12 protein-coding genes are annotated in these 14,266 nt (G+C 69.5%); all 12 read right to left on the bottom strand.

Annotated elements, in window-relative coordinates:
- Positions 1 to 165: 165 nt before the first annotated feature.
- Positions 166 to 1,173: a tRNA (adenosine(37)-N6)-threonylcarbamoyltransferase complex transferase subunit TsaD gene (gene tsaD, locus ACOQPE_RS06525; RefSeq protein WP_420611025.1), complete on the bottom strand. Its 1,008-nt coding sequence runs from the start codon at positions 1,171 to 1,173 to the stop codon at positions 166 to 168.
- The gene (gene rimI / locus ACOQPE_RS06520) at positions 1,170 to 1,802 is read right to left on the bottom strand and encodes a ribosomal protein S18-alanine N-acetyltransferase (protein ID WP_420611024.1); all 633 of its coding nucleotides are present in this window, start codon (positions 1,800 to 1,802) and stop codon (positions 1,170 to 1,172) included. The genes tsaD and rimI overlap by 4 nt, the downstream gene beginning before the upstream one ends.
- Entirely contained in the window at positions 1,799 to 2,491 is a 693-nt protein-coding gene (tsaB, locus tag ACOQPE_RS06515) for a tRNA (adenosine(37)-N6)-threonylcarbamoyltransferase complex dimerization subunit type 1 TsaB (protein WP_420611023.1), read from the bottom strand. Before tsaB ends, rimI begins: the two co-directional genes overlap by 4 nt.
- Before the next feature lie 31 nt (positions 2,492 to 2,522).
- Positions 2,523 to 3,026 carry a tRNA (adenosine(37)-N6)-threonylcarbamoyltransferase complex ATPase subunit type 1 TsaE gene (gene tsaE / locus ACOQPE_RS06510; RefSeq protein WP_420611022.1) on the bottom strand — a complete coding sequence of 168 codons (504 nt, stop codon included), beginning with the start codon at positions 3,024 to 3,026 and terminating at the stop codon, positions 2,523 to 2,525.
- A 12-nt stretch (positions 3,027 to 3,038) separates the two neighbouring features.
- Positions 3,039 to 4,220 (bottom strand): alanine racemase, encoded by a 1,182-nt coding sequence (alr, locus tag ACOQPE_RS06505; RefSeq protein ID WP_420611021.1) that lies wholly within the window; start codon positions 4,218 to 4,220, stop codon positions 3,039 to 3,041.
- Positions 4,217 to 5,752: an NAD(P)H-hydrate dehydratase gene (locus tag ACOQPE_RS06500; protein ID WP_420611020.1), complete on the bottom strand. Its 1,536-nt coding sequence runs from the start codon at positions 5,750 to 5,752 to the stop codon at positions 4,217 to 4,219. Before ACOQPE_RS06500 ends, alr begins: the two co-directional genes overlap by 4 nt.
- A gap of 27 nt (positions 5,753 to 5,779) precedes the next feature.
- The gene (locus tag ACOQPE_RS06495; RefSeq protein WP_420611019.1) at positions 5,780 to 6,148 is read right to left on the bottom strand and encodes a holo-ACP synthase; all 369 of its coding nucleotides are present in this window, start codon (positions 6,146 to 6,148) and stop codon (positions 5,780 to 5,782) included.
- 12 nt (positions 6,149 to 6,160) lie between these two features.
- Entirely contained in the window at positions 6,161 to 9,817 is a 3,657-nt protein-coding gene (locus ACOQPE_RS06490) for an SIS domain-containing protein (RefSeq protein ID WP_420611018.1), read from the bottom strand.
- 202 nt (positions 9,818 to 10,019) lie between these two features.
- Positions 10,020 to 11,438, bottom strand: coding sequence for a phosphoglucosamine mutase (locus ACOQPE_RS06485; protein WP_420611017.1), 1,419 nt, complete (start codon positions 11,436 to 11,438; stop codon positions 10,020 to 10,022).
- A 6-nt stretch (positions 11,439 to 11,444) separates the two neighbouring features.
- On the bottom strand, positions 11,445 to 11,837 hold the full coding sequence (rpsI, locus tag ACOQPE_RS06480; RefSeq protein ID WP_420611016.1) for a 30S ribosomal protein S9: 393 nt from the start codon (positions 11,835 to 11,837) through the stop codon (positions 11,445 to 11,447).
- A 58-nt stretch (positions 11,838 to 11,895) separates the two neighbouring features.
- Entirely contained in the window at positions 11,896 to 12,342 is a 447-nt protein-coding gene (gene rplM, locus ACOQPE_RS06475) for a 50S ribosomal protein L13 (RefSeq protein WP_420611366.1), read from the bottom strand.
- A 117-nt stretch (positions 12,343 to 12,459) separates the two neighbouring features.
- Complete coding sequence (locus tag ACOQPE_RS06470) at positions 12,460 to 14,181, bottom strand: N-acyl-D-amino-acid deacylase family protein (protein WP_420611015.1); 1,722 nt, start codon at positions 14,179 to 14,181, stop codon at positions 12,460 to 12,462.
- Positions 14,182 to 14,266: the final 85 nt, after the last annotated feature.

Here is a 14,266-nt window from a genome sequence, read left to right as displayed (position 1 = left end):
TCCTGTGGCGCTGTGCCCTGTCTGGGGCGTGTCATGGAACTGCCCGGCGGCACTTAGCACTCTCACCGGGCGAGTGCTAACGATACGAGCACGCGTGAGCGGCCACAACCTCGCCGCGCCCCGATCCGGGCTCGCATTCTTGGCTGCGAACGAGCCCGCCGCGGCTTAGTTGAGGAAGTCGATGCGCAGGTTGGGATCGGCGCCGCCGTCGAGGTTGGAAGGACCGTCGCTGGCCAACCGGTACCAGGCCGTCGCGGCGATCATTGCGGCGTTGTCGGTGCACATGGCCCGGCTCGGCAGGTAGGCGTTGATGCCGTCTTCCATGCAGATGTCGAGCGTTCGCTCCCGCAGCGCGCTGTTGGCCGCCACACCGCCTGCCAGGCAGATGCCCGCTGCGGAAATCTCGCGGGCCGCCTTGCGGGCTTTGTGGGTGAGCACGTCGGTCACGCAGGCCTGGAACGACGCCGCAACGTCGGCGGTGGCGACCTCGGGGTGGGCTCGAACCCAGTTGATTACCGCCGTCTTGATGCCGGAGAACGAGAAGTCGTAGCCGTCGTCGAGCATGGCCCTGGTGAGCGGTACCGCGGTGGGATCGCCCTCGGACGCCAGCCGGTCGATGACGGGACCGCCCGGGTAACCGAGCCCCAGGTAGCGGGCCACCTTGTCGAAGGCCTCCCCGGCGGCATCGTCACGGGTGGCACCCAGCAGGCGGTAGCGGCCGTGGCCTTCGAACGAGATCAGCATCGTGTGTCCGCCCGAGACCAGCAGGGTGACCAGCGGGAACTGCACTTCGGCGTCGTGCTCATCGAGCAGCGCCGCGTACAGGTGGGCTTCGTGGTGGTTGATGCCGATGTAGGGAACGTCCCACACGAGCGCCAGCGCCTTGGCAGCGGCCACCCCCACCAGCAGACTGCCCACCAATCCGGGACCGCAGGTGGCCGCCACGACGTCGATGTCGTTGTCGGCAGCGCCGGCCTCCACGAGCGCCTCGGCCACGACAGGCGTGATGAGGGCTTCGTGGGCCCGGCCAGCGATCTCGGGAACCACGCCGCCATAGCGGGCATGGAGATCCACCTGGCTGCTGACGATGCTGGAGCGCACGTCGCGGCCGTCGTCCACGACCGCTGCGGCCGTCTCGTCGCAGGAAGTCTCGATGCCGAGGATGGTCGTCATTGCACCCCCATGGCTGTATCTGATGCGCCCTCGGTAATGCCGAGGGCCGTGGCAATGCCATCCAACCGTGTGCTGTGCTCGTCGCTGCCGATGTCGTGGCACCACATCACCAATGCGTCCTCTCGCTTTCCGCCAGGGCCGCCCCGGTAATAGTTCTTGCGGCTGCCGACGGGCGCATAGCCGAACCAGCGGTAGAGGCGCTGGGCCGCAGTGTTGGAGGAACGCACCTCCAGCGTCAGCGCTTCCAGCCCATCGATGCGTCGGGCCTCGCGGTGCAGCTCCAGCATCAGCCGTGCGCCCACGCGGTGACCCTGGCAGTGGGGATGCACCGCCACGGAGGTGATGTGCCCCTCACCGGCCACGATCATGAAGCCGCCGTAGCCGATGACGCCGGCGGGTCGGCCGTCTGGGCCCGGCGTGCAGGCCACGCGGTACACCCGCTCGCCGCCCCGCTGCAATTCGTCCAGGTACAGGGCCATCGACCAGGGCCTCGGGTACACCAGCTTGTCGATGCGACGGATCTCGCGCAGATGCTTGCGGCGCATCGGCACGATGATCGGCGCTGGGCCAGGCGCAGCCGGAGCACGCCGCCGGCCTGCAGGGGCCGCCGCTGTATGCGCTGTACTCACGATCGCTCCCGCTGCTGCCAGTTGATGCGGGCGTCGGGAGCGCGCAGGTACATCGGTGCTATCTCGGACGGGCTCACGAACTCCTCGCGCAGCGCCCGGGCGTGTGCCAGCTCCACCAGCGCTCCGGCATTGGGATGGCGCAGTCCCTCCCGGCCGATCTCCGCTCCCCGAACGTCGCCCAGCACCTCGGCATAGCGCTCGGCACCGTCGCCGACGATCAGCGTTTCCGCGCCCGTTGCCATTAGCTGCGCAGCGACGTCGGCGGGCTGATCTACGGCCGGCGGACTCATGAGCTGGATGCCCCCAGGCGCCCGGCGATAGGTGGCGTAGAAAATCTCCCCCCGGCGAGCGTCGACGGTGGAGACGATGAGCCGATCGCTGAAGCGTGCTGGGAATGCCGTGAGGTCGAGGCTGGAGACGCCGATCATCGGTACCCGGCAGGCATGCGCGATGGACTTCGCCGTCGCCAGGCCCACGCGCAAGCCGGTGAACAGGCCCGGGCCGACATCGACGGCCACCAGGCCGATCTGCGACAGCTTCATCTGCGCCTGCTCGCACAGAAACTGGATCGCCGGCACGAGCGTCTCGGCGTGGCGCCGGTCGCGGGTGGTGTGGAACGAAGCGATGATGCCCTCATGCCCGCCGATGGCCACGCCGACCTGGGGCGTCGCGGTCTCGATGCCGAGCACTAGCACTGCGCTGCCTCCGCGCAGAGGTGCACTAACACGGCGGCACCGGGAAACTGTCGGCGAAGTGCCACGCCGCGGCGAGCGAGTCGGCGCGAGCGTGCCAGCTCGGACCGACGAGGTCGGCCTCGAAGATGCGAATGTCGGGCGATTCGCCGGGGTCGGCAAGCCTGATGCGCACGCGCAGGAAATCGCGTGGCAGCTCGCCGATCACCACCTCGCCCCACTCCACGCACACCACCGCATCGTCGTCGAGCAGCTCGGGCAGGTCCAGGTCGAGCACCTCGCCGAGGTTCTCCAACCGGTACACGTCGAGGTGGTGCAGTCGCAAGCGGCCCTGGTAGCTCTGCGCCAGCGTGAAGGTGGGACTGGTCACCGGCTCGGCGACCCCGAGTGCGGCCGCCAGCCCCTGCGTGAACACCGTCTTGCCAGCGCCCAGGTCGCCCGACAGCAGCAGCACATCGCCAGGGCGCAAGAGCGGGGCGAGCGCCGCCGCGACGGCTCGCGTCCCGTCGGCGCTCGTGGTGCGGAACCGCATAACGGAGCTTGTCTAGCGTGCTGAGCCGCAGCCCAGCGCCTCTGCCCGGCGGTAGACGCGAGGGACGCGCAGCGAGATTCCGGTGAGCACTTCGTAGGGGCTGCGACCGGACCAATCGGCCAGATCGGTGATGGTGACACTCTCGTCGCCCTGCCGGCCGACGAGAGTGACCCGGTCTCCGTTGTAGGCGCTGCCATCGCCGATGTTGACCATCGTCTGATCCATGCAGACATGGCCCACCACGGGGTGCGGCGCAGCGTCGATGAGCACGTTTGCCGGTCCCTGCGCTGGCCCCTGCTGCGGACCCGTGCCCAGGGAACGGGCGTAGCCGTCGGCGTACCCCACGGGCAGGGTGATCACCCGGGTCTGACGGTCTGCGGTCCACGTGCTGCCGTAACCGACCGATGCACCGCGGGGCACCACCTTGAAATAGACGACCTCGCTGTGCCAGCTCAGCACCGGTTCGGTCGGCAGGGCGGCCGCGATCTCGGGCTTGGGAGCCACGCCGTACAGCACGATGCCCGGGCGGACGCGGTCGAGGTGGGCTTCGGGCAGGCGGGCAATGGCCGCGGACGCCGCCATGTGCCGGACGGGCGTGGGCAGCGAATGGCGTTCGTAGAAGCCCAGTGCCTCGCTGAACCGATCGAGCTGCCTGCGCGCATCGGACAGATCACCGCTGTCAGCGTTGGCGAAGTGGCTGAACACGCCCTCGACGCGAACCGAGCGGCAGCGGAGCGATTCGGCGAACAGCCCCTCGGCGTTGTAGTGGTGAACGCCGATGCGCTCCATGCCGGTGTCGATCTTGAGATGCGCCCGTGCGGTGGTGCCTGCAGCGGCAGCTGCTGCGTCGATCTGGCGGAGCTTGTCGATCGACGGCGCCGTGAGGATCAGGTCGTGGGCAAGGAAGAGGGGAATCTGGCGCTCGACCGCGCCGCCGAGGACATGGATGTCGATGGTCAATCCGGCATTGCGCAGCGCCAGCGCTTCCTCGACATAGGCGACGCTCACGCACGACACCCCGGCAGCCTGCAGCGCCAGCCCGATCTGCGCGATGCCGTGGCCGTAGGCGTTGGCCTTGACCACCGGCACCACCTCGGCCCCGCCGACATGTCGGCGGATCGCTGCCAAGTTGCGGTCGAGCGCGTCGAGATCAATGTCGCACCAAGTCGGACGCATCTGCGATGCGTCGGTCATGTGCCGTTCGTTTCGGCAGCCGAGGCAGCGAGGCCAGCTCGCACCGCCCCCAGCAGTTCGACTTGGTGCATCGCAGTCAGCGGCGTCAAGGCCGATGCGGGGTCGTGACCGCCGAAGGTGGCGGTGCGACCATGCCAGTGCGCAGCGGCGGCGGTCTGCGACAGCACGGCGTTCGGCTCGGTTGCACCGGCGGACAGAACTGCGGCGATCACACCCGAGAGCACGTCGCCCGATCCAGCGGTCGCCAAGCGAGCCGTCCCCGAAGCGGCCGCCAGCACGGCGGCTGGGGCAGCCACGAGCGTCGTCGGTCCTTTCAGCAGGACGACAGCATTGAACTCATCCGCTGCACGTCGCACGGCCTCGAACCGATCGGCCGCCGGCGGGCTGCCCGTGAGCTTGGCGAACTCCCCGTCGTGAGGCGTGAGGACGGTCGGCGCTGTCCGCTCATGCAGGCACTCGGGATGGTCCGCGAGTGCCGTGAGGCCGTCGGCGTCGACAACCAGCGGTACCGGACAGTCGGCAATGAAGCGGGCTGTCTGGGCCAAGGCGGTGGGGTCGGTGCCGATCCCCGGTCCGATGACGGCAGCGTCGAAGCGTTTGATGTCCGCGAGCGCGGGTCCGGCCCATTCGGTGGGCCGGAGGTCGCGCGCCACCGCCTCGGCCGGTCGAGCGACATCGGCCGCTCGCACGCCTGGCGAGCTCGCCACCACCATGCCGGCGCCCGATTGCTGGGCGGCCGCGCACACGAGATGTCCGGCGCCGCGCATCTGGGGCGAGCCTGCAATGACCCGCACAGCCCGGCGCCACTTGTGAGCCGCCGGCTCAGCGGTCGGCAACGAGGCGTCGGCATCGGCATCGGTCACGAGCCACGACATCGTCCCGCTGGCGTCGAGCCCGATCGGGGCGAGCTCCACCTCGCCAGCGGCAGCCGCCCCGGGGTGCAGCAGCAGGCCCGGCTTCAGCGCCCCGAAGGTCACAGTCAATGCCGCAGGCCAGCAACCGTGGTCCTCACCGGTCAGCGCGTCGATGCCGGAGGGGATGTCGACCGCCAGCACGGGTGCTGCCGGTGCTCGATCCGCACCCCACGATCCGCGCAGCCCGGTTCCGTACGCCGCGTCGATGACGAGGTCCCATGCCGCCGACGTGGGCATCTTCGAGCCTGCGCGGATTGGTGAACCTTCCGGTTTCGTTGCCTCTCGTTTCCCGCTCTTGTTCGCTGCGCTCACGGGCCGCTCAGGCCACGGCTTCGCCTGCCGGCTCAGCCTCTCGGAATTGGCCCTGCGGACGAGCTCCAGTGCCTCGGGTGGGGTCACGACTCGGCAACGCACGCCCCATCGCTCCAGCGCCGCCGCTGCGACCCGGCCGTCCGCGCCGTTGTTGCCCTTGCCTGCGGCCACAAGCACCCGCCGCCCGTAGGTGCCACCCATCATCCGTCGGGCTGCGATGGCGACAGCCGCGCCAGCACGGGCCACCAGCACGTCGGTGCCCTCGGGCGCGGCCGCGTCGATTGCCGCCATCTCAGCCGGCGTCACGATTGGGATCACCGCTTCGTCCCAGGCCTATTGCGCCAGCACCATGGCGGCCGCCACCGAGTCGGTGTGGGTGAGCGTCACCTGCCATTCAGACAGACCGGCGGCCGCCGCCCGTTCGGCCGCGAGGCCCCGGAGCACCAGTTCGGGTCGGCCGCCGAGATGGCGTGCCACTTCGATATCGCGGAACTTGCACGCCCCCAAGCCGATGCCCAGCACCTTCATCACGGCCTCCTTCGCAGCAAATCTGGCGGCGAGGCGGGTGTCGGGATCGACCGTTCCCATGGCGTAGGCGAGCTCGGCGGGGGTGAACAGGCGGGTGCGCATGCCGCTGCGTCGCTCGAGCACTGCGGCGAATCGCTGGACGTCCACCATGTCGAGCCCGATCGAGGTGCTCACGCGCCCACGGCCTTACTCGCGCGGCTCGTCGCCCGGCGGGGCCGCGGCGCCCAGCCAATGCTCGGCCAGCACGTACACCGGTCGGGTCAGCAGATCGAAGACGTCGAGCGTGCCGAGCAGATCGTCGCGGAACCATGGCAGCGTTTCCGTGACCGCGTCGGCCAGCGCCCCGTATCGACCGCGATAGCCCATCAGCACCGCCCGCATCGCAGGCGCACGCAATCGCTCGACGAAGCGGCAGTGCAGCAGCGTGAGCCCGGTGGTCGTTCCGTCCTTGGTCTCGGGGATGTGGAGCACCGTGCGGCCGTCGCTGCCGCGGGCGACGGTGACTTCCCGCTCGTAGGCGGCACGGTGCTTGCTGCCGCGCAGCTGCGGGTTGGTCACCGTGCGCGATTCGATACCGAGCGCCGTGCCGCCGCGATCGGTCAGCCAGATCGTGATCTCCGGGCTGCTGGCCGATGCCACCTGGCCCTCGATGCGGTAGCGCGACCAGCCGGTGACCTCGGCCACTGCCGGGTCGAGCGCAGCCAGGGTGCGCAGGGCCGCATACGACAGCCGATCCCTCGGCGCGCCGGCTTCGAGCGCTGCTGCCACCAGCATCGAGTCGAGCAGCGTCTCGTCGGCGCGCGAGATGCCGACGGTGACGGTCTTGGCCTGGTGCTTGATGGTGTCGACCGGCCGGGTGAGCTCGTCGATGGCGATATTCAGGGCATCGGTGAAGTCGTCAATGACGACCGAGGGCAGCCCCACCTTGCCGATGTCCGCCTGGTACATCTCCAGCGGCGTCATGCCCACCGCGTACCGCAGCACCGCTCCGAGGCGAGCCGCAGTGCCTGCCCGCAGGTGCCCGTCGTAGCTGCCTGCGCGCACGCCGTCGCGGAAGCGATTGGCCGGGGCGCGCAGGCGCTCGGCCAGCACGGCCAGCAGGTCCCCCTCGCGGCCGGGGGCCGCGAGCGAAGCGCCAGCTTGATCGCGAGCCGCTGGCAGCGACCCGTCGCTGCCGGCAACCGCGAGCAGCGATTCCGTACTGGCACGCATCTCGCGCAGCGGATCGGCCAGTGCGTCGATCGTCAGCGCCGCCTCGTAGCCGTACAAGTGACCAGCGGCCGTGGCCAGCATGAAGTCCACTGCCGGATGCACGGCGGGAACCTCCAGCAGCTCCGCGGCGGCGTCGAAGCGGCCGGCGCCGGCGGAGGCCACCACGATGGGAGTTGCCCGGTGCGCCCGGTAGATCGCCACCTCCTTCGCGGCGTCGTCGGCGACGGAGCCGGTGAGGCCTGTCGCGCACACCCAGATGAGCGGCTCGCACGAGAGGTCGATGTGTTTCTTGTCCTCCGTCCCGTCCTCGGCGACGGCGTGGTAGCAGACCTCGGACAGCTTGATGCGAATCTCACGGGACGCGATCCGGTTGGCGCCATTGCCCACCACGGCCCAGTGGCGGTGGGCGCCCACGTGGCGCCGGGCTATCCGGGCGATCTCGTCGTGCGATGCGAGCACGGCTTCGAGTGCGGCGGGCAGCTTGATCAGTGCGCCGAGCAGATCGCTGACGGCAGCGGTCGTCGCGGCGTCGTCCGGGCGGATGTCGGCAGCGATGGCGGAAGCAAGCAGCGCGCACGCCGCAACCTGTGCGTAGAAGGCCTTGGTGGAGGCCACCGACATCTCCACATCGCGGCCGTCGGAGGTGTAGAGCACGCCGTCGGCCCGGTCGGTCAGGTCGCTGCCGCGCCGGTTGACGATGGCGACCACGGCCGCCCCCCGGGCGCGAGCGAGGTCGACCGTGCGATTGGTATCGGTGGTGGTGCCGGATTGGCTGACAGCCACGACCAGCGTGTCGGACAGGTCGGCATGCAGGCCGAAGCCGCTGAACTCAGTCGCCAGGGGCGCCGTCGCCTCAACGCTGCGCAGCGTGCGCGACGGCTCTAGGAGGGTTTCGAAGAAATGAGGGAGCGACGATGCCGCGGCCGCTGCTGTGCCTTGGCCGATGGCGACGATGCGACGGATCGAGCCGTCGCGCAGCCGGGAGCGGACGTCGGCGGGCAGGGCGTCGGGCCCAAGCCGGGCGTGCCGCCACGGGCCGGCCGGGGTTGTGTCTGTGGCGGTGTCAATGCGACCGCGCAATGTGGCCCGGAGCGACCGGGGGGCCTCGCCGATCTCCTTCAGCAGGAAGTGCGGGTAGTCGCCCCGGTCGATGTCACGGGTGGTGACTTCGGCGGTGACGATGTCACTGGCTTCGACGGGCAACTCCGTACCGTCGTAGGAGCAGCGCCGCAGCGCGGTGAGCTCGGCTACCGCGCCAGTGGGCGCACCGACCAGCATGATCTGACCGCGGCTGCCCACAGGGTTCGCCGGATCGGACGGGGTCTCCCCATCGAGACGGACGTACTGGCGGCATTCCTCCACCAAGCCGTACGGCTCGCTGGCGACGACATACGACGCGCCTGTTGCACCCACGTACAGCGCTTGCCCGCTCCCCCGCAACGCCAGCGCCACCACGTCGGGCATCGCAGAGACATGCGCCGCAATCGCCACCGAGCCCTCGAAGCTGCTGACGGCATCAGCGAAGGCTTGCCGAAGCTGTTCTGAACTGCCTGCGGAATGCCCGCCGTTCGAGCTTGCCGCGAGCGTCTGGCGCAGGATCGTCGGGATGACTTTGGCGTCAGTGGTGATCTCCGGTGCAATCTGAAGCCGTCGCTGCGCGATCAGGTCGGCGTAGTTGTCCACGTCACCGTTGAGCACAGCGGCGATGTGCACTAGATCAGCGCCTTCCGTGCCTGGTGCGGAGGGATCCCACGCATCGAGGGGATGGGTGTTGGGCTCCGAGACAATGCCGATGCTGGCCCACCGCGTGTGGCCCAGCACGACTGTCTCGGCACCGTCGGCACACAGCGCCCAGCGCAGCAAGCTGTCCTGGCAGATCTGCGATCGCAGGGCCGCCGTGTTGTCGCCGAGCTCTCCGATTTCCGATGCGGTCTTGTACACGAACGCCAGCCCATTGCCGGTGTCCCGCGCCGCACCGGCGCCGAAGAGTGGGTCAGTGAGCCGTCCGCCGTGCGCGCCGCCGCCGCTGCCGGTATCGGCGTCGAGGCGCGCCCCGTGAACGAGTACCTGCAGCCCGGCCGAGTCCCGCCCTCGAACCTCGAGACGATCGAGTGCGGACAGCGCCACTTGGATCGACCAGAGTCCTCCAACGGCCGCCGGCGGGGGCGTGGCGCCCCAGAGTCCGACGACTTCTCGCGCCATCCGCAGACGGTCTCGACGCAATGCGAATGCGTGGTCGGCTAGCTCGCTCAGGCAGGCATTGATCTGCTCGATTCGGGCGCTCTCGTCGCCGGGCAGCACGTCGCCCGCATCAACGGCCCCGTTGATGCGATCGACGATTGCATCCATCGTCGCCAAGGCGGTCTCGATGTCGAGCACGCACTTCGGGTCGGATACCAGCAGGCGGACTCCGGGCAACGATCGCAGCGCCTCGTCGGCGCCACGCAGCACCGTGGCTGCCGCTTCCAGCCGTTCGAGGAGGTCACGAGCGTCAAAGGGAGTGTCGGAGCTGCCCCCGGACGCCGCGGCGGCAAGCAGGTCGGCGGCTTCATGCAGCCGCGGGACGACCGCGGACGCCTCCAGCGCAACCCGGTCGTCGCGGCGGCCGAGGACGGCCACAATCCCGCACACAACAGCGAGGGTACCGAGCACCCGACGGCCCCCCGAGGCGAAGCCGTGGCCCGAGCGGCCCGTGAGCGCAGCGAACAAGAGCGGAAAGCAACAGGTCCGCCATGAGACAGTCCGCCACTCCGTGCAGCCCGTTGACTCGGGCGCATCACCACTGGGCGGCACCAGCCAGGCGCATGGCTCGATGGTGCATTCGGGCGCGTGACTAGGCGGTGCCGGCCGCGCCGACGCCCTCGACGATCACGTCGGCGAGGCGGTCTGTCAGATCCCTCGCCTCGCGCTCGGTCGGGGCCTCGACCATGATGCGGATGACCGGTTCGGTGCCGCTGACACGCACCAGCACCCGCACATCCCGACCTGCCCCAGCGGCGATGTCGTCGACCGCACGCTGAATCTCGTCGGTGAGCGTTCCTGAGCCCAAGGGCACACTGCGGAGCACCTGCGGGGAGACCTGCATCGCCTGCAAGGAAAGCTCAGCGCTTGTGAGCGCCGAATCGCCCGCTGCCCGCCGGGCAACAAGGTCGGCAAGGTGCACGGCACTGCGCAACCCGTCGCCGGTGGTGGCCTCGTGCCGGAAGACGACGTGGCCTGACTGCTCACCGCCGAGACAGTGACCGCCCGCCTCCAGTGCCTCGAGCACGGCACGGTCGCCCACTGCGGCGGTGACCACTTCGATGCCGGCCTCGGACATGGCCCGGCGCAACCCCGCGTTGGACATGACCGTCACGACCAGCGTGTCGCCGGTGAGCAGGCCCCGCGCAGCCAGGTCGACGGCGAACAGTGCCATCTGGCGATCACCGTCGATGACCTGCCCCTCGCAGTCCACCGCAATCATCCGGTCGCCGTCACCGTCGAACGCGACGCCCAGATCTGCGCCGACGTCGAGCACCGCCGCCCCGAGCGCGCCAGGGTTCACCGATCCGCAGCCGTCGTTGATGTTGCGTCCGTCGGGTTCGCAGAACAGTGCGGTGACCTGCGCCCCCAGCCGCTGCAGCGCCGCAGGTGCGAGCGATGCGCTGGCGCCGTTCGCGCCGTCCACCACCAGGTGCAGACCGTCGAGTGTGCGGCCGTCGATGGCGGCGCGCAGCGAGCGCTCATAGGCATCCAGCACTCGGTGCATCTCGTTCGGCGCAGCCGCCTGAGCTTCGACCGCGCCAGCAGTGGGTACAGCATCCAGCCGGCGTGCGATCTCAGCCGCGGACGGTCGGTCGCCGTGCGTCAGCCGCAGTTCGTCGAGACAGTGGGCGACGGCAGCCTGCTCGGCATCGCTGAGCTTGGTACCGCCCGCTGCGAACAGCTTGACGCCGTTGTCGTGCCACGGATTGTGGGATGCCGAAACCACGGCACCGGCCGTGTGAAGGTGCTGGGCCGCAAATGCCACGACGGGTGTGGGCACGACGCCGAGGTCGATGACCTCAGCCCCGGTCGCTCGCAGGCCGGCAGCGAGCGCTCGCGCCAGCGTGGGACCCGATTCGCGTGTGTCGCGGCCAACCGCCCAGCGCGCAGCCTCATTGCCTGCGAACAGCGCCCGGTTCGCCGCGCGCCCGAGCGCGTGCGCGACAATCTCGTCAATCTCGTCGAAGGCCCGCCCTCGAACGCCGTCGGTTCCGAAGGTGGGTTCCACGCCGGGTTAGCGCTTGGAGTACTGGGGCGCCTTGCGGGCCTTCTTGAGGCCGTACTTCTTGGATTCCTTCTTGCGGTCGTCGCGATGCAGCAGGCCGGCGGACTTCAGCGTCGGCCGCACCTCAGGGTCGAGCACCAGCAGCGAACGAGCAATGCCCAGGCGCAACGCGCCGGCCTGACCTGCCACGCCGCCACCGTCCACGGTGGCGCTGACGTCGTAGCTCTCAGCGGCTTCGGTGAGACGCAGCGGCTCGGTGATCTCCATGCGGTGCACCGACGACGTGAAGTACTCGTCGAACGGGCGACCATTCACCGAGATGTTGCCGCTGCCGGGCACGAACCTCACCCGGGCGACGGCACGCTTGCGGCGGCCAGTGGTCTGCGTCAGCGGAACGGGCACGAATCGGGGTCTTTCTCGTCAGGTACGGCGTATCGACTACGACGTTCGGAACAGCGCCTCAGCGCGCCATGGCGTGAGGCAATGGCAGCGGCTGAGGCTGCTGAGCGGCATGGGGATGGTCGGGCCCGGCGTAGACCTTCAGCTTGCGCAGCTGGGCCCGGCCCAGACGGTTGTGCGGCAGCATGCCGCGGATGGTGCGCCTTACCGCGTCGGCCGGCCGGCGGGCCAGCAGGTCGCCGTATTTCTCGCTGCGCAGACCGCCGGGGTAACCCGAGTGGCGGTGCACGAGCTTCTTCGTGGCCTTGTCACCGGTCAGCACCACCTTGTCGGCGTTCACCACGACAACGTGGTCGCCGCCGTCGATGTAGGGGGCGAAGGTGGGCTTGTGCTTGCCCCGCAGGATCTTGGCCACCTCGGTCGCCATGCGGCCCAGCACCATGCCCTCGGCATCGACAACGAACCACGAGCGCTCGATCTCGGATGCTTTGGGGGCATAGGTGCGCACGCTGGAACTCCGCATGGGGTCGACTGCGAGACAGACCCCAAGAGGCTACCGGGCAGTAGCCACCACGCTGCAGGGCACCAGCAGTCGCGGCACCGCTGCAGGTGCTGTTTCGAAGTGTCAGCCGACCGCTGTCACCGGCACCGTGTCACGCCCGGCACGCAACAGGGTTCCCGGTCGCGCGTCGGTGAACTCGCCGCCGCTCACGGCGACTTGGCCGTTGATCAGCACCGTGTCGATGCCGTCGGCCTCGCCGTACAGGCGCCACGCGCCGCCGGGCAGGTCCTCGCGCACCTCGATCGGCTTCGGCGCCACGCCGTCGGGGTCGAACACCACGACGTCGGCATGGCAGCCCTCCGCTAAACGACCGCGGTCCGCGAGGCCGTACAGGCGGGCCGGAACGTCGGTGAGCTTGTGTATGGCATCTTCCAGCTCGAGCATCTGGCGGTCACGGGCTGCGGCCAGCAGGTACGTCGAGTAGTTGAACGTGGCCAGGAAGTCGAGGTGTGCGCCAGCGTCCGACGCGCCGATCACGCAGCGGTCGTCGTTCCACAGCTCCTGGCGCAGCGCCCAGCTGTCGTCGTCGTCGCCAGCGGCACGCGGGTACAGGCCGGTCTTGAGATCATCGGCAACGACCAAGTCGCACAGCGCATCCCACGGTGTGATGCCCTGCTCGTCGGCAATCTCGCCGATCGTGCGACCCTCGAAGTGCGTGAGCTCGGGCTTGGTGACCTCGCCAACCGTAAGACGCTCCCAGCGGGCCACGCCCCGGAACGCGCTCGGCTGCTGGGCGAGATCGTTCAGCTCGGCGCGGCGCTGCGGGTCGGCCAGCAGCTGCATCTTCTGCGCCGGCGGCAGCGCCATGGGCTCGGCCCAGCCGTGCAGCGTGTCGAGCAGGAATCCGCTCTCGAAGCACAGGCGGCTGACCGCTGGCATCGGGGCGGTCAGCGCCACCACGCGCCCGCCCTGGCGAGCGGCGAAGTTGCTGGCTTCGAGCTTCTGGGCGATGACATCTCGATGCCGGCCGTTGGCGAAGATCACGTTCCAGTTGAGCGGCCGGTCCGCCGCCACCGACATGTCGGCGAGCAGCTGGTACACGTCGGTGTCGAAGCGCTCGATGGTCGGGATGAACTCGAGAGCCACCGCCGGACTCGACCGCAGCACCGAGCACAGCTCGATGAGCTCAGTGGCCGAAGCGTGGCGCGAGGGCACAGCTTCGCCAGCGGCATCGTTGTGCGTTTTGGCCCACGACGAGCTGAAGCCCAGCCCGCCCGAGGCGATGCTCTCGGCCAGCAGCTGCTTCATGGCCTGGAGCTCGTCGGGCGTGGCCTCGTGGCCCACCGAGCGCTCCCCCATCACGATCCGCCGCAGCGCGCAGTGTCCCACCAGGAACCCGGCGTTGGGCATCAGCGTGCCGTCGATCGAGTCGAGGTACTCGCCGAAACTGCGCCAGTCCCACGGCACACCCTCCTGCAGCGATTCGAGCGGCATGCCCTCCACCCGGGCGAGCATCCGCATCAGGTAATCGCCGTGGTCGGGTGCCAGCGGGGCGATGGTGAAGCCGCAGTTGCCGCCGATCACTGTGGTCACGCCGTGCAATGGCGACGGAGACAGGGTGGTGTCCCAGAAGACCTGGGCGTCGAAGTGGGTGTGGATGTCGACGAAGCCGGGCGCGACCACCATGCCGGAGGCGTCGATGGTGCGCTTGGCGGCACCTGCCGCCTGCGTGGCCTCGTCGCCGACGGCCACGATGCGACCGTCGGAGATGCCGACGTCGCCTTGGACCCGCGGCGTCCCCGTGCCGTCGATGATCGTGCCGCCCGCAATCCTGGTATCGAGCATGTGCGGTATCCCCCTGTGACCTGGCCGATGCGGCCGAGCCGATGCAGCCGGGTCAACGATTGGCCGTGACTGCACCGCTCCCAGC

The sequence above is a fragment of the Candidatus Poriferisodalis sp. genome (genome assembly GCF_965219595.1).
GTDB lineage: Bacteria > Actinomycetota > Acidimicrobiia > Acidimicrobiales > Poriferisodalaceae > Poriferisodalis.
The sequence above is the reverse complement of the archived record's forward strand: the minus strand, read 5'-3'. Positions and strand labels throughout refer to the sequence as shown.